General features: G+C 63.3%; 13 protein-coding genes and 1 riboswitch. Of the genes, 3 read left to right on the forward strand and 10 right to left on the reverse strand.

Going from position 1 to position 13,970, the window contains the following annotated elements; genetic code table 11:
- Nucleotides 1-44 precede the first annotated feature (44 nt).
- The 6 genes from AB0N72_RS07085 to AB0N72_RS07110 form a co-directional block, all read right to left on the reverse strand.
- Nucleotides 45-866, reverse strand: coding sequence for a DNA/RNA non-specific endonuclease (locus AB0N72_RS07085; RefSeq protein WP_363930255.1), 822 nt, complete (start codon nucleotides 864-866; stop codon nucleotides 45-47).
- A 38-nt stretch (nucleotides 867-904) separates the two neighbouring features.
- Nucleotides 905-2,323, reverse strand: coding sequence for an L-serine ammonia-lyase (locus tag AB0N72_RS07090; RefSeq protein ID WP_363930256.1), 1,419 nt, complete (start codon nucleotides 2,321-2,323; stop codon nucleotides 905-907).
- A gap of 239 nt (nucleotides 2,324-2,562) precedes the next feature.
- Entirely contained in the window at nucleotides 2,563-2,949 is a 387-nt protein-coding gene (gene gcvH, locus AB0N72_RS07095; RefSeq protein WP_363930257.1) for a glycine cleavage system protein GcvH, read from the reverse strand.
- 100 nt (nucleotides 2,950-3,049) lie between these two features.
- Complete coding sequence (gene gcvT, locus AB0N72_RS07100; RefSeq protein ID WP_363930258.1) at nucleotides 3,050-4,183, reverse strand: glycine cleavage system aminomethyltransferase GcvT; 1,134 nt, start codon at nucleotides 4,181-4,183, stop codon at nucleotides 3,050-3,052.
- A gap of 12 nt (nucleotides 4,184-4,195) precedes the next feature.
- Nucleotides 4,196-7,042: an aminomethyl-transferring glycine dehydrogenase gene (gene gcvP / locus AB0N72_RS07105; RefSeq protein ID WP_363930259.1), complete on the reverse strand. Its 2,847-nt coding sequence runs from the start codon at nucleotides 7,040-7,042 to the stop codon at nucleotides 4,196-4,198.
- Between the two features lie 180 nt (nucleotides 7,043-7,222).
- Nucleotides 7,223-7,320: riboswitch (glycine riboswitch) on the reverse strand.
- A gap of 93 nt (nucleotides 7,321-7,413) precedes the next feature.
- Nucleotides 7,414-7,953, reverse strand: a complete 540-nt coding sequence (locus AB0N72_RS07110) for a TetR/AcrR family transcriptional regulator (protein WP_363930261.1) — start codon at nucleotides 7,951-7,953, stop codon at nucleotides 7,414-7,416.
- Nucleotides 7,954-8,026: 73 nt separating this feature from the next.
- On the opposite strand from AB0N72_RS07110, the gene AB0N72_RS07115 reads away from it, so the two are divergent.
- Nucleotides 8,027-9,577 carry an MFS transporter gene (locus AB0N72_RS07115; protein WP_363930262.1) on the forward strand — a complete coding sequence of 517 codons (1,551 nt, stop codon included), beginning with the start codon at nucleotides 8,027-8,029 and terminating at the stop codon, nucleotides 9,575-9,577.
- 21 nt (nucleotides 9,578-9,598) lie between these two features.
- Here the strand turns inward: AB0N72_RS07115 and AB0N72_RS07120 are convergent, their stop codons facing one another.
- Complete coding sequence (locus AB0N72_RS07120) at nucleotides 9,599-10,258, reverse strand: cyclodeaminase/cyclohydrolase family protein (protein WP_363930263.1); 660 nt, start codon at nucleotides 10,256-10,258, stop codon at nucleotides 9,599-9,601.
- Between the two features lie 91 nt (nucleotides 10,259-10,349).
- Between AB0N72_RS07120 and AB0N72_RS07125 the strand changes: the two genes are divergently transcribed.
- Nucleotides 10,350-11,588, forward strand: coding sequence for an amidohydrolase (locus AB0N72_RS07125; protein WP_363930264.1), 1,239 nt, complete (start codon nucleotides 10,350-10,352; stop codon nucleotides 11,586-11,588).
- A gap of 81 nt (nucleotides 11,589-11,669) precedes the next feature.
- Here AB0N72_RS07125 and AB0N72_RS07130 read toward each other — a convergent pair whose 3' ends face one another.
- Both AB0N72_RS07130 and AB0N72_RS07135 read right to left on the reverse strand, forming a co-directional pair.
- Nucleotides 11,670-11,885: a hypothetical protein gene (locus AB0N72_RS07130; RefSeq protein WP_363930265.1), complete on the reverse strand. Its 216-nt coding sequence runs from the start codon at nucleotides 11,883-11,885 to the stop codon at nucleotides 11,670-11,672.
- 41 nt (nucleotides 11,886-11,926) lie between these two features.
- Nucleotides 11,927-12,919, reverse strand: a complete 993-nt coding sequence (locus tag AB0N72_RS07135; protein ID WP_363930266.1) for an NAD(P)/FAD-dependent oxidoreductase — start codon at nucleotides 12,917-12,919, stop codon at nucleotides 11,927-11,929.
- A 103-nt stretch (nucleotides 12,920-13,022) separates the two neighbouring features.
- Here AB0N72_RS07135 and AB0N72_RS07140 point away from each other — a divergent pair, with 103 nt between their 5' ends.
- Nucleotides 13,023-13,610: an XRE family transcriptional regulator gene (locus AB0N72_RS07140; RefSeq protein ID WP_363930267.1), complete on the forward strand. Its 588-nt coding sequence runs from the start codon at nucleotides 13,023-13,025 to the stop codon at nucleotides 13,608-13,610.
- 26 nt (nucleotides 13,611-13,636) lie between these two features.
- Here the strand turns inward: AB0N72_RS07140 and AB0N72_RS07145 are convergent, their stop codons facing one another.
- Nucleotides 13,637-13,939: a helix-turn-helix transcriptional regulator gene (locus tag AB0N72_RS07145; protein ID WP_363930268.1), complete on the reverse strand. Its 303-nt coding sequence runs from the start codon at nucleotides 13,937-13,939 to the stop codon at nucleotides 13,637-13,639.
- Nucleotides 13,940-13,970 lie beyond the last annotated feature (31 nt).

Here is a 13,970-nt window from a genome sequence, read left to right on the forward strand (position 1 = left end):
TCGTGTGGCCGGCACGAATATGTCCGGCTGATGCGTGGAGTTGCTTAGAGCCTGATTTGCTCCATGCTCTCCAGTTGGATCGCTTTCGGCGCCTTTCCCAGTTCGCGCTGGCCGCTGGCGAGCCGGTCGGCGGCAGTGAGCCGGCTGAGGCTCAGCCCGGTGAGATCTGCGATCTCTCCGATGGGAACCTGGAACGTCCTGAAGGGGCCAAGCGGCGGGGGTTCACCCTCGAGGAGCCGTTGATCGATGGCCCTCTTCAGTTCCACCTTTCCAAGGAGCGGCGACTGGTCAAGGATGAAGCCTGCAGCCGCCAGCTTCGCATCATTGGTCCACGCCGCGATCTTCCAGAACTTCCTTGGCACCTGGACGCCCCTGTAGGGAGGATCGTCGTCGAGGAGCACAGGACCCGTGAACACACTGAGCTTGGCGTCATAGGCGTCCGCATGTCCCAACACATGGTCCTCCAAGCCCACCCAGAGTTCCTTGCCTTGGTTGAAATCGTCCACTTGTGGCGCCGCATTGGTGAACGAGAATGTGTCCTGGTTGGCCTTCTTGGCAGTAGCTGCGTCGCCCCACACGGGATCCAGCCGCCGCACCAAGTGGCCGCGATCGAAAGCGTTGTTTTTGTAGACGTCAGGGCCGGCTTGCTGCTCTTTGGGCACCCGCTCGTCAAAATGCCAGGTGCCTTCCCGCGCCAAGGGATTCAGTTCCGCTCCGCTGATGTTGACTCCCACAATCGCCGCGAGTTTCCGGGCCACCCGGAAACGCACGGAGAAGTGGATGTAGTCAAGAAGTATCGTCGTCGCCGACGGACTGGGCAGTTCAAGGCGTGCCCGCAAAAAATCCCTGTCGTATCCCCCGCTCATGGATACAGCATGGCACTAGGCACCGACAGTAAAAAGACTCAGCATTCGACGACGTTGACGGCGAGGCCGCCCATCGCGGTTTCCTTGTACTTGTGGGACATGTCCTTGCCGGTTTCACGCATGGTCACGATCACCTCATCCAACGAGACCCGGTGCGTGCCATCACCCCACAACGCCATCTTCGCGGCGTTGATCGCCTTCGCCGCAGCAATCGCGTTCCGCTCAATACACGGAATCTGCACCAACCCACCAATCGGATCACACGTCAACCCCAGGTTATGCTCCATCGCGATCTCCGCAGCGTTCTCCACCTGCCCCGGAGAACCACCCATCACCTCAGCAAGACCGGCAGCAGCCATCGACGACGCCGACCCCACCTCACCCTGGCACCCCACCTCAGCACCGGAAATGGACGCCTGCTCCTTATACAAAACCCCCACAGCACCGGCAGCGAGCAGGAACCGCACCACCACATCGTCCTTATCCTTTTGGGTGGCCTTGTCCATCCCCGGGGCATAATTCAACGCGTAATACAGCACCGCCGGAATAATCCCCGCCGCACCATTCGTCGGAGCCGTCACCACCCGGCCACCCGTAGCGTTCTCCTCATTCACGGCCAGGGCGATCAGGTTCACCCACTCCTGCCAATACTTCGGATCGTTGCGGTCCTTGTCCTCCTTCAACAACCGCTCCAACCAATCAGGAGCCCGACGCTTCACCCGCAACCCGCCCGGCAACACACCCTCACGCTTCAAGGACGTCTCAACACAGGCCTCCATCACCGACCAGATATGCAGCAAACCCTCACGGATCTCCTCCTCGGACCGGGACGCACGCTCATTGATGAACATGATGTCGCTGATCCCCACGCCCTTCGAGGCGCACCGGCCCAACAACTCCGCCGCAGTCCGGAACGGCAACGGCAACTCCTGCTTGGACTCCTCCAACTCCTGCTGCGCCGCGGTCTCCTCACCCTCCCGGACAATGAACCCACCACCCACCGAGAAAAACGTCGCCTCCTTCAGCACATTCCCCTCGGCATCGGAAACAGCAAACTTCATCCCGTTCGTATGCCGCGGCAACACCGTCAACGGATGCAACACCATATCCTCCACCGCATACGGCAACTCCACTCCCCCACCAGCGACGCCAGCACCAGCAAGATTCAGCACGCCCGTCTCCGCGATCGACGCAAGCCGCTCCTCCACTTCCTCGGGCAGGATCAACTCAGGGTGGTAACCCTCCAAACCCAACAATGTCGCCGTCATGGTCCCATGACCCCGACCCGTGGCCGCCAGAGACCCATACAAATCGACCCGCAACGACGCCACCGACCCCAGAACACCACTGTCCTTCAACTCACCGGCAAACACCGCACCAGCCCGCATCGGCCCCACCGTGTGCGAACTCGACGGGCCAATACCAACGGAAAACAGATCGAAAACACCAACAGCCATAGCCGGGATCCCTTTTATACAGCTTGAAACGGTCCGGCAGATGGTCCTGCCGGATGGCCCCTCCCGCTTGTGGCGGAAGACGACCGAAGCACGACGCCGGATGGCCCCCAAAGGCGGCAACCCGGCGTCGCAAATTATTCAGTTACTACAAACCACGCTACGCCAAAACGGGGCACAGCTGCGGGGTGTGCCGTGCGCAAGGCACACTCCGCAGCGAACCGTCGAATCGGACGGAGATGCTAGCCCAGGTCTCCGCCATTCTTGGAGGCGTATTCCTCGGCGGAGAGCAGCGGACCCTCGGACTCGGCGGCGACCTTGAAGAGCCAGCCGTCGCCGTAGGGGTCGTTGTTGATCAGGGCGGGGTCGGAAACAACGGCATCGTTGATCTCCGTGACCTCTCCCGTGACGGGCGAGTACAGATCGGACACGGACTTGGTGGACTCAACTTCGCCACAGGTCTCGCCGGCTGTCACGGTCGAACCGACCTCGGGCAGGTCGACGTACACGATGTCACCCAGTGCGTCGGTGGCAACTTCGGAGATACCAACGGACACGGAGTTCCCCTCGCCGCGGGAGACCCACTCGTGCTCGTCGGAGTACTGAAGTTCGGGCGCTACTTTGGGCATTCTGTTTCCTTTACGTGTGCTGAATGAAAATTGGTGGAGTTTTTGTACAGCTAATGCCTTTATAGCCGGGCTTTAGCGTCATTAGCTGTACAAAAACTCGCTACTTTTGGCGCTTGTAGAACGGTAGCGGAATGACCTCGAACGGCTCGCTCTTGCCACGCAGGTCGATGTCCAGTGCTGTCCCAAGCTCAGCATGCTCGACGTCGACATAAGCCAGCGCCACGGGGTACCCAAGCGTCGGGCTCGGCTGGCCGGAGGTCACCTCGCCCACGACCACACCATCCTTGAGTACCGGGTAGTGGCCGCGACCGGCCCTTCGACCCAGGCCCTTGAGGCCCACGAGCTTGCGTCCGGTAGTGGAGCCCGCCCCATCGGCCTTCAAAGCAGCGAGTGCTTCCTTGCCGACGAAGTCGCCTTCCTTGGACAACGCAACCACGGGGCCGAGGCCCGCCGCGAACGGGTTTCCTTCGCGGGAGAGTTCGTTGCCGTAGAGCGGCATGCCGGCTTCGAGGCGCAGAGAATCGCGGGAGGCGAGGCCTGCGGGAACCAGTTCTCCTTCTTCTGCGACGGCGGTGATGGCCTGCCACAGCGCGGCGGCGGATTCGTTGGGAACAAAGATCTCAAAGCCGTCCTCGCCGGTGTAGCCCGTGCGTGCAAGGAGCAGCTCCTGGCCGCTGCCTGCTACCAGGAACGTCACCTCGACGGCGGCGTAGTACTTGAGGTCCGTAACCAGCGCGTGCTGTTCCGCGGGCACAAGCCGCAGGAGGATGGCTTCGGCCAGCGGCCCCTGGACAGCGATGAGGGAAGTGGACGCGGAGGCATCTTCAACAACGACGTCAAAGCCAGCGGCGCGCTCCTTCAAAGCCTCGGCCACAACCGCAGCATTTCCCGCGTTCGGCACCACGAGGAACTTGTCCGCGCCGCGCCGGTACGTGATGAGGTCATCGATGATGCCGCCGTCTTCCTGGCAGATCAGCGAGTACTTCGCTTTGCCCTCCGCCATGGCGGAAATCCTGCCCACCAACGCGTAGTCGAGGAACTCTGCTGCCTGCGGACCGGTAACCCAGACTTCGCCCATGTGGGAGAGGTCGAACAGGCCTGCGGACTTGCGGACTGCGTGGTGCTCGGCCAATTCGGAGGAGTACTTGAGCGGCATCTGCCAGCCCCCGAAATCGGTGAAGGACGCGCCGAGCTTCTTGTGCTCTTCGTAAAGTGCGGTGTAGTTCTCAGTCATTGCAGGAACCCCTTAGTTTTCGAAGTCTTCGATCGGAGGGCAGGAGCAAACCAGGTTGCGGTCTCCAGCTGCGCCATCGATGCGGCCCACCGGCGGGAAGTACTTGTCCTGCTTGAGGTGGTGGACCGGGAAGGCGGCCTGCTCGCGCGGGTACGCACGGTCCCAGTCAGAACTTACGACGGCGGCAGCCGTGTGGGGCGCGCGGCGGAGCGGGGAGTCCTGCACGGAGAAGTCGCCGGCGGAAACCTGGTCGATTTCCTTGCGGATGGTGATCATGGCCTCGATGAAGCGGTCGATCTCCACGAGGTCCTCGGATTCCGTGGGCTCCACCATGAGCGTGCCCGCCACCGGGAACGCCAGCGTGGGTGCGTGGAAGCCGAAGTCGATGAGGCGCTTGGCAACGTCCTCGGCCGTGACGCCGGTCTTGGCCGTCAGTTCACGCAGGTCCAGGATGCACTCGTGGGCCACGAGTCCGCCTTCGCCCGTGTACAGGACCGGGAAGTGGTCGTTGAGGCGGGATGCGATGTAGTTCGCAGCAAGCAACGCGGACTTGGTGGCTTCGGTGAGGCCCTTGCCGCCCATGAGCTTCACGTAGGCCCAGGAGATCGGAAGGACACCGGCGGAACCGAAACGCGATGCCGAGATCGGGACGTCGTTGCCTTCGGTCCAGGATGCTGCGTCGCCGGGCATGAACGGTGCCAGGTGTGCCTTGGCAGCAACCGGGCCAACACCGGGTCCGCCACCGCCGTGCGGGATGCAGAAGGTCTTGTGCAGGTTCAGGTGCGAGACGTCGCCGCCGAACTTGCCCGGCTGGGCCAGGCCGACCAGTGCGTTGAGGTTGGCGCCGTCGATGTACACCTGGCCACCGGCCTCGTGGATGGCGTCGCACACTTCGCGAACGTCGGCATCGTAGACACCGTGCGTGGACGGGTAGGTGATCATGATGGCCGAGAGTGCGTCGCGGTGGGCTTCGATCTTGGCCTTCAGGTCAACGTGGTCGATGGTGCCATCAGGTGCAGTGGCCACAACAACAACCTTCATGCCGGCCAGCACAGCCGAGGCAGCGTTGGTGCCGTGCGCGGATGCCGGGATCAGGCAAACGTTGCGCTGGTCATCGCCGTTGGAGAGGTGGTAGCCGCGGATCGCGAGCAAACCGGCGAGCTCGCCCTGGGAACCGGCGTTGGGCTGGATGGAGACCTGGTCGTAGCCTGTGATTTCGGTCAGCTGGGCTTCGAGGTCGCTGATGAGTTCACGCCAGCCCTCGGTCTGGGAATCCGGAGCGAACGGGTGGATAGAAGCGAACTCCGGCCAGGAGATGGCTTCCATCTCTGCAGTGGCATTGAGCTTCATGGTGCAGGAGCCCAGCGGGATCATGGTGCGGTCCAGTGCGAGGTCCCGGTCCGAGAGCTTGCGGATGTAGCGCAGGAGCTGGGTCTCGGAGCGGTGCGTGTTGAACACCGGGTGCTGCATGAATTCACTGGTGCGCTCAACGGAACCTTCGAGAGCAAAGCCCTCAACGGAGTCAACCACGGTGGCACCGAACACCGAGGCAACCTCGGCGATTACCGCCGCCGTCGTCGTCTCGTCAACGGAAATGCCCACCAAATCAGCGTCGATGCCGCGCAGGTTGATGCCGCGCGCTTCGGCCGCAGCCACAAGAGAGGCGGCCTCGCCGGGCACGCGCACCGTGATGGTGTCGAAGAACGAGCCATGCAGGACCTCGACGCCGGCAGCCTTCAGGGAAGCGGCGAGGGTGCGGGCGTGGCTGTGGGCGGTCTCGGCGATTGCCTTCAGGCCCTCGGGACCGTGGTAGACCGCGTACATCGAGGCAACGATGGCGAGCAACGCTTGCGCAGTACAGATGTTGGATGTGGCCTTCTCGCGGCGGATGTGCTGCTCGCGGGTCTGCAGCGCCAAGCGGTAGGCGGGGACACCGGCGTCGTCCTTGGAAACGCCCACCAAGCGGCCCGGCATGGAACGCTCGAGGCCCTTTTGGACTGCCATGTAGGCGGCGTGCGGGCCGCCGAAGAACAGCGGGACGCCCAAGCGCTGCGCGGAACCGACTGCGATGTCGGCACCCTGCTCGCCGGGAGGGGTGATGAGCGTCAGCGACAGGAGGTCGGCAGCAACGGTGACCAGCGCGCCGCGTTCCTTGGCGTCGGCGATGACCGCAGAGTGGTCGAACACGTGGCCGGACACGCCGGGCTGCTGGAGGACGACGCCGTTGATGGCACCTTCCGGAAGGCCGAGGGACAGGTCCGCGACCTCAACCTCGAAGCCGAGTGCCTCGGCGCGGCCCTTCACGATGGCGATGGTCTGCGGGAGGCAGTCGGCGTCGAGGACGGTCTTGCCGTCCTGGGCGGACTTGTTCTTATTCGCCCTGCGCATCATCAGCACGGCCTCGGCTACAGCAGTGGCTTCATCCAGCAGGGAAGCGTTGGCAATCGGCAGGCCGACGAGGTCCTGGACCATGGTCTGGAAGTTCAGGAGGGCCTCGAGGCGGCCCTGCGAGATTTCCGGCTGGTACGGCGTGTACGCGGTGTACCAGGCCGGGGATTCGAGGATGTTTCGGCGGATGACCGGCGGGGTGATCGTGTCGAAGTAGCCCTGGCCGATCATCTGTACGGCCGTCTTGTTTTTGGAAGCGAGCTTGCGAAGCTCTGCGAGGACCTCAACCTCCGAAAGGGCGTCCTGCAGGGTCAGGGCAACGTCCTGCCGGATATCGTTCGGAACGGCGGTGTCGACCAGCGAGTCAACGGTGTCGTAGCCGACAGACTTGAGCATGGTGTCAATGTCGGCCTGGCGGCGTGCGCCGATATGCCGATCGACGAAGGTGGTGGAGGCAGAACTAACCGTCACGAAGGAACTCCAATACTTGGGCGGCGTTTGGGTACGCCACAGCGGCTCGGGTTCCTCCCCGCTCTGTATTGGACCTGAGAGTTTCCGCGCGTTGTCTGCACGACAAATCGCTTGCACCGTCGGTGAGCACAGCGCCCCTTCACCCGGTTGGGCGGAGTGCCTGCTGCTTTCCAGAGTTGCCTCGCCGCGGCGGTGCGTGGGCCTGAGAGATTCCTGGGGAGGGTTTGCTCCTACGGCGCCTGCATCACGTGCCTGCAGGACTCTCCCGCCGCAGATCGAAGGCATGTTCAGTTGTACTTGGGCGCGTTGTTGGGCACGCCACAAGCGTTAATTGTCCTACGTGCGGGCCGCTGCGGCAAATGGATAAAGCCTCACTTGCGGAGACGGTCCAGGACGCCCAGAAGGATCTCGACGTCGGCCTCCCGCGCTGCCGTGCCGACGCCCTGGCCGCCCTCAAACATCGCGTTGAAGTACAGGCCATCGCCCATGTAGCTGACGGCTTTGGCGATCTCCGGGCCCACGTCCTGGGCCAGTACGTCCAGCCACTGTTGCTGGATGCCGGCAAACCTGCGTCGGGTTTCCTCATGCGCTACTTCAGCCAGCCTGGTGGCGGCCACGAAGGCCCGGTCCATGGGGGTATCGGCCCACAAGGAGGTCCGAATGAAGTAAGCAGCGCTGCCATCGGGCGCAGTCTTCATCTTTTCTATGTCCGCCTGGGCCAACTCATCCAAGCGTTCCAGCAGGGCGCTGATCAGCGATTCCTTGTTGGGAAAGTGATACAGCAGCCCTCCTTTGGAGACTCCTGCCCGTTTCGCTACGGCGTCAAGCGTGGCCGCACGCTCCCCCACCTCAATAAGGAGGGCTTCGAAGGCATCCAGGACGGCGTCCCGGGCAACTGGTTTTCGTGGCATGTGTACATCATTCCCTAAAGACTTGGGGGGTTTGAATTTGTAACTGTACCGTCCAGACGGTACAGTAAGTTGCATGTTATCGCCGTCCTCAACACAAGCACCCCGTTCCGCCCGCCCCTCCTTGGGTCAGGCAGCACCGTGGCGCGACTGGACGGCCCTGGCGCTCCTGATGTTCCCGGTACTGCTGGTGGCCGTCGACAACACCGCGCTCACCTTTGCCCTGCCCGAGATCGCCCGCTCCCTGGACGTGGGCGGTATCCAGCTGCTCTGGATCGTTGACGCCTACCCGCTGGTGCTCGCCGCGCTGCTGGTTTCCATGGGCAACCTCGGTGACAGGATCGGACGACGCCGGTTGCTCCTGATCGGCAGCACAGGCTTCGCGGCGGTTTCGGCTGCTACGGCGTTCGCGCCGTCGGCGGAATGGCTTATCGCCGGCCGCGCCGCACTCGGCGTCTTCGGTGCCATGCTGATGCCGTCAACGTTGTCCTTGATCCGGAACATCTTTACCGATCCCAACCGCCGCCGCCTGGCCATCGCGGTATGGGCCGCAGGCTTCTCCGGCGGCGCTGCCCTGGGCCCCATCTTCGGCGGCTGGCTCGTAGAGCACTTCTGGTGGGGCGCCGTGTTCCTGGTGGCAGCGTTCCTGCTCCTGCCCCTGCTGGCCTTTGGCCGGGTACTGATTCCCGAATCCAAGGACGCCAACCCCGGCCGGGTGGACGTGCCCAGCATTGTACTGTCCGTGGTCACCATGGCTCCGTTCGTCTACGGCATCAAGGAATTCGCGGTCCACGGCTTCGGTGCATCCGCAGCTGCCTTCATGGGCTTCGGCCTGGTGATGGGCATTGTGTTCGTCCGCCGTCAGCAGAGGATCGAAAGCCCCATGCTGGACGTTTCCCTGTTCAAGAACAAGGTGTTCAGCACGGCAATCGTGGCAAACGTCTTGTCCTTGTTCTCCATGACGGGCTTCATCTACTTCTTTGCCCAGCACCTGCAGCTGGTTGAAGGGCAGTCCCCCATGGAAGCCGGCATCGCCATGATTCCGGCACTCCTGGCCACGGTCATCGCCGGCTTGCTGGTGGTGCCCCTGGTCAAGCGCGTGCGGCCTGGATTCGTGGTGGCCGGCGGATTGACGCTAAGTGCCATCGGCTATCTGGTTGCAGTCATGGGCGACCATGGAACCGGACCGGTATTCCTCTTGTCGGCCCTCACAGTGCTCGCGGTGGGTGTCGGTGCGGCGGAAACCATCTCCAACGACCTCATCCTGGCTTCCGTGCCGGCAGACAAGTCCGGAGCTGCCTCGGCCATTTCCGAAACCGGCTACGAACTCGGTTCGCTCCTGGGGACGGCGGTGCTCGGCTCGATCCTCACAGCGTCCTACCAGCACAACCTCGTCATTCCCGAGGGCGTCCCCACCGAAGCCGCCAGGAAGTCCGGGGAGACACTGGCTGGTGCCGTGGACGCAGCCTCGGGCCTTCCTGCCCAGCTCTCCGAAGCACTGACCGCCGCCGCCCGGGTTGCCTTCGACTCCGGCGTCCACATCACTGCGGCGATTGGGCTGGTACTGATGGCCGGAGCGGCAGTGATGGCCGCCGTCGTACTCCGCAAGGTGCCCAAGGCAAAGTAGAGGAGTACACGGCGAAGCCGGCTACACCGCTTCGGTTGGCGCGGCCATATTGTCGACGCCGGCAGTCAGCTGGTCGATTCGCTCCAGCGCGTCGCTGAGCCGGCTGACCGTGGTCCACAGGCCCGGATGCTGCTCCCTGACCTCCTCAAGCGGAGTTCCCGCGGAGGTCAGGGATGCGAGGTCGAAGCTCACGTTGGTCCGGGCCCCGGCTATGGCGGCCCGCAGCGCGCCAAAACCAACCACGACGTCGGCAATGAGGGCCGGATTTCCATGGGAAGCAAGCCAGCCAAGGTCCTCGATGGCGTCGATGGCCCGCTCACCAAGCACGGCTGAGGCTTTGGCTGCGTCCACGGAAGCCCGATGGATGGCTTCTTCACGTTCCGTTCCTGGATCCAGCCGGAAGGCAGCCCCAAAAGCGTTGGAAGCAGAGGCGTCGTCATCCGCGAGCTTTAGGGCGTCTTTCCTCAACTGGTGGGCCCGGGCATGAATGCCGGAAAGTTCGTCCCGCTGGTCATCATCGGGCTCTGTGTAACCGGCCACCATGGACGTCAAAGCAGCGGCTATGGAGAGCATGACACCCGTCCCGGCGCCACCCCCGGGCGAACCGCTGGACTCGGCCAGGGCCTTTGTCCAGTCTTCGACCGTGGACTGCTGCGTGGTGACTGGTTCGGATTTCGTCATGCCATCAAGTGTGCCGTGACTGTCCAGTTTTCACACATGCCCCATGGATACACTGGCCAGACCAAAGGCGTCGAACGAAGAGGGTAAACCCATGACCATTGACCTCGAAGAGCTTTACAAAGACCTGCACGCCAACCCCGAGTTGTCCTTCCAGGAGACCAGGACGGCCGGAATCGCCGCCGGGCACCTGGAAAGCCTCGGATTCACCGTTCACCGCAGCATCGGCAAGACCGGAGTGGTGGGCGTTCTCGAGAACGGACCCGGACCCGTGGTGATGCTCCGGGCTGACATGGACGGCCTGCCCGTCAAGGAGTCCACCGGACTGGACTACGCAAGTACCGCCGTCGGCGTCGACCATGAAGGCAACGACGTGCCCGTCATGCACGCCTGCGGACATGACGTCCATGTCAGTTGCCTGGTGGGCGCGGCGGAGTCACTGGCCGCGCAGCGTGACCAGTGGCACGGCACCCTGATCGCCGTTTTCCAGCCTGCCGAAGAGTGGGGCGGCGGAGCGAACGCAATGGTCGCCGATGGCCTCTACGACGTAGTGCCCAAGCCGGATGTGGTCCTCGGGCAGCATGTTGCGCCCTTCCCCGCCGGCTGGTTCGGCATACGGGCCGGCGTCACCATGGCTTCGGCTGACTCCCTCAACATCACTTTGCACGGACGCGGCGGACACGGATCACGCCCGGAAACCACGGTTGATCCGGTCCTGATGGCTGCAGCCGCCACCGTGCGCCTGCAGGGCATCGTGTCCCGCGAGCTCGCGGCCAGTGACTCGGCCGTGGTGACTGTGGGGCAGATCCACTCAGGATCGAAAAACAACATCATCCCGGAAACAGCCACGCTGGGCCTCAGCGTCCGGACCTTCAACGATTCGATCAGAGACAAGATCCTCGGCTCGATCGAGCGCATTGTGCAGGGCGAATCAACGGCTTCCGGTGCGCCCAAGGACCCGGAAATCCATTTCGAAGAGCGCTTCCCCCTGACGGTCAACGACGAAACGGCTGCCGGCAGGATCACCGCGGCATTCAAGGCCAGGTTCGGCGCGACGCAGGTCATCGACCCCGGACCGGTATCTGGCAGCGAAGATGTGGGAGCCCTGGCAAAGGGTGCCGATGCACCCCTGGTGTTCTGGTTCCTTGGGGGCGCAGATCCCGCCCTGTTCAGGGAATGGGCCACCACGGGCCGGCTCCCCGTGGACATTCCGTCCAACCACTCGCCATACTTCGCACCCTTGATCCAGCCCACGCTCACCAAAGGGACTGAGGCTTTGGTGACCGCTGCTTTGGAGTACCTGGGTTCGGCCAGGCAGGGGCAGCAGGATTAGCTTGGACCACCCACGGAAAAGGCGCCGGCAACCCGGCGCCTTTTTGTGCGGATCTGTTGATCGTTCCGGTCCGGGTAATGCTTAGACCTTCTCGTGGATGCGGTTAACCTCGGGTTCGTAAACCTCCGGTTCCCTGCGACGGCGTGCCAGGAAAGTCCACAGTGTTCCTTCTGTCCCTTGGCGGGTCTCCGCCGGGGCAGCGGGCTCTTTCCTGGCCTCTGCAGGACGGGTCTCGGGCTTGCGCGCGGAGTCCTTCTTCGTGCGCCGCTCGAAGTCGTCATAGTACCCGTAGCACATGCCAACCTCCTTTTAATGGCGGTTCTTTAATACTCCTCGCACTACGCCCGGACGTCGACAACTTTTTTGGCAGCTTCCACGGCCAGCCTTGTTTCCTCGGCCACGAGGTGGGCGTTGATTGCCGCGCCAGCCATCACGCCGGAGGCGGCCGAAGCCATGACCTGGCCCATGAGGTCGACAACGTTTCCCGCAGCCCAGACCCCCGGCACCGAGGTAGCCCCACCCATGGGGTTCACCTCGATGTGCCGGCCCACTCCCATGGGGTGTTCCACCACCGGAACACCGAGGGACTCCACCACCGCCGAGCGGGCCTCCAGCCTGGCGCCAGTTACAGCCGCCTCCACAGGAATGACTGTTCCCGATGCCAGGACTACACCCCGCAAGGCATCATCATGGACCTCAAGTGAGCGCACCTTGCCTTCCAGCACACGGATGGAGCGGGCAGCCAGTTGCTCCCATTCTTCCTCCGTCGGCTCCACGACATCGTTGAGGAACAGCGTGATGTTGGGGCTCCACTGCCGGAACAGCAAAGTCTGGTGCAGGGCCACGGGAGAGCCCAGTATGCCGATCGCCTTGTTCCGCACTTCCCAGCCGTGGCAGTAGGGACAGTGCAGGACGTCACGGCCCCACCGCTCCTTGATGCCCCCGATGTCCGGCAGCACGTCGATAAGCCCCGTAGTGATCAGCAAGCGTTGCGCCTTGACCGTCTGACCATCAGCCAGGTCCACCTCGAAGGAGAGTTCCGCGCCGTCCTCTTCCGCCGCCGTCGAACGCGCCGCTACGGCGACACCATTGACGACGTCCACCCCGTAAGCAACTGCTTCCTGCCGTCCCTTCTCCAACAGTTCCCTGGGATTGATGCCGTCCCTGGACAGGAAGCCGTGGACTCCGGCGGCAGGAGCGTTCCTGGGCTCGCCGGCGTCGATCACCAGAACCGACCGCAGTGCCCTGCCAAGGGTGACAGCGGCACTTAACCCAGCTGCACCGCCACCGATCACCACAACCTGGTACCCGCTTGCCAATTGCTTGCCCACAACGCCTCCTTGACTGTCAGAGCGGCCGTCCGCCGCTTCTTCCATGGTTGGGCAGCATCAGGAATTCCGGCAAGAAAAGTTGCTGATATGGCAAACTTGAACCATGACCATGGATTTCAGCTCAATGCTCGACGCCGTCGGTCCGCGCCTTCGCGCGATGCGGACCCAACGCAACCTGACTCTCGCCGAAGCCTCGGAGGAAACGGGCATCTCCGTCAGCACGTTGTCGCGGCTGGAGTCGGGTCAACGCAAGCCCACCTTGGAACTGTTGCTCCCGATAGCCCGGCTTCACCAGGTACCCCTTGAGGAACTGATTGACGCGCCGGAAACGGGAGACCCCCGCATCCACCTCAAGCCGCACGTTCACCACTGGGGCACGGCCCTTCCCCTCACCCGGCGCCCGGGCGGGATCCAAGCATTCAAGATGGTGCTCAAAAGCGGCACAGGCAAGGAAATCCCCGAGCCCCAATCACATGAGGGCTACGACTGGATGTACATCCTCAACGGGAAGTTGCGGCTGGTGCTCGGAGGGAACGACTTCATCCTCAAACCCGGCGAGGTGGCGGAGTTCGACACACGGACCCCGCACTGGTTCGCGAGCGCCACCTCGGAGCCGGTTGAACTGCTCACGCTCTTCGGCCAGCAAGGCGAACGACTACACGTGCGGGCGCGGCCCAAACGTCAGGACTAGCCATCGGGGGCCGGCACGTGGCGCGGCTAGGATGCCAGGAATTCCTTGGCGCTGCGGCGCGGTCCATCTGGCTCCATGCCGGCGTCGGGCCGGTTGATCTCGGCCCACACCTGGTCCAAGGAAAGGCCAAGGACGTCGGCAATCGCGGCAACTGTCGGAAAGGCAGGCGTGGCAACACGGCCGGACTCTATTTTGCGCAGCGTTTCCGGAGAAACGCGGGCATCAAGGGCGATCTCCAGCATGGAGCGCGTTCCCCTCGCACGGCGCAACAGAGCACCGAGACGCTGTCCACGCTCGGCCTCCGCGGGTGTAAGTGGCAACCTGACCATGGCTCCAATTGTAATACCGGGATAATATGGC

This window comes from Paenarthrobacter sp. NPDC089307, from assembly GCF_040685055.1.
Classification (GTDB): domain Bacteria; phylum Actinomycetota; class Actinomycetes; order Actinomycetales; family Micrococcaceae; genus Arthrobacter.

What these genes read in the sequence shown, in the direction of transcription:
- AB0N72_RS07125 (WP_363930264.1), top strand. Translation starts at nt 10,350, where the DNA reads ATGACCATTGACCTCGAAGAGCTTTACAAAGACCTGCACGCCAACCCC.
- gcvT (WP_363930258.1), bottom strand. Translation starts at nt 4,183, where the DNA reads ATGACTGAGAACTACACCGCACTTTACGAAGAGCACAAGAAGCTCGGC.
- AB0N72_RS07140 (WP_363930267.1), top strand. Translation starts at nt 13,023, where the DNA reads ATGACCATGGATTTCAGCTCAATGCTCGACGCCGTCGGTCCGCGCCTT.
- AB0N72_RS07115 (WP_363930262.1), top strand. Translation starts at nt 8,027, where the DNA reads ATGTTATCGCCGTCCTCAACACAAGCACCCCGTTCCGCCCGCCCCTCC.
- AB0N72_RS07130 (WP_363930265.1), bottom strand. Translation starts at nt 11,885, where the DNA reads ATGTGCTACGGGTACTATGACGACTTCGAGCGGCGCACGAAGAAGGAC.
- AB0N72_RS07110 (WP_363930261.1), bottom strand. Translation starts at nt 7,953, where the DNA reads ATGCCACGAAAACCAGTTGCCCGGGACGCCGTCCTGGATGCCTTCGAA.
- AB0N72_RS07085 (WP_363930255.1), bottom strand. Translation starts at nt 866, where the DNA reads ATGAGCGGGGGATACGACAGGGATTTTTTGCGGGCACGCCTTGAACTG.
- AB0N72_RS07120 (WP_363930263.1), bottom strand. Translation starts at nt 10,258, where the DNA reads ATGACGAAATCCGAACCAGTCACCACGCAGCAGTCCACGGTCGAAGAC.
- AB0N72_RS07090 (WP_363930256.1), bottom strand. Translation starts at nt 2,323, where the DNA reads ATGGCTGTTGGTGTTTTCGATCTGTTTTCCGTTGGTATTGGCCCGTCG.
- gcvH (WP_363930257.1), bottom strand. Translation starts at nt 2,949, where the DNA reads ATGCCCAAAGTAGCGCCCGAACTTCAGTACTCCGACGAGCACGAGTGG.
- AB0N72_RS07145 (WP_363930268.1), bottom strand. Translation starts at nt 13,939, where the DNA reads ATGGTCAGGTTGCCACTTACACCCGCGGAGGCCGAGCGTGGACAGCGT.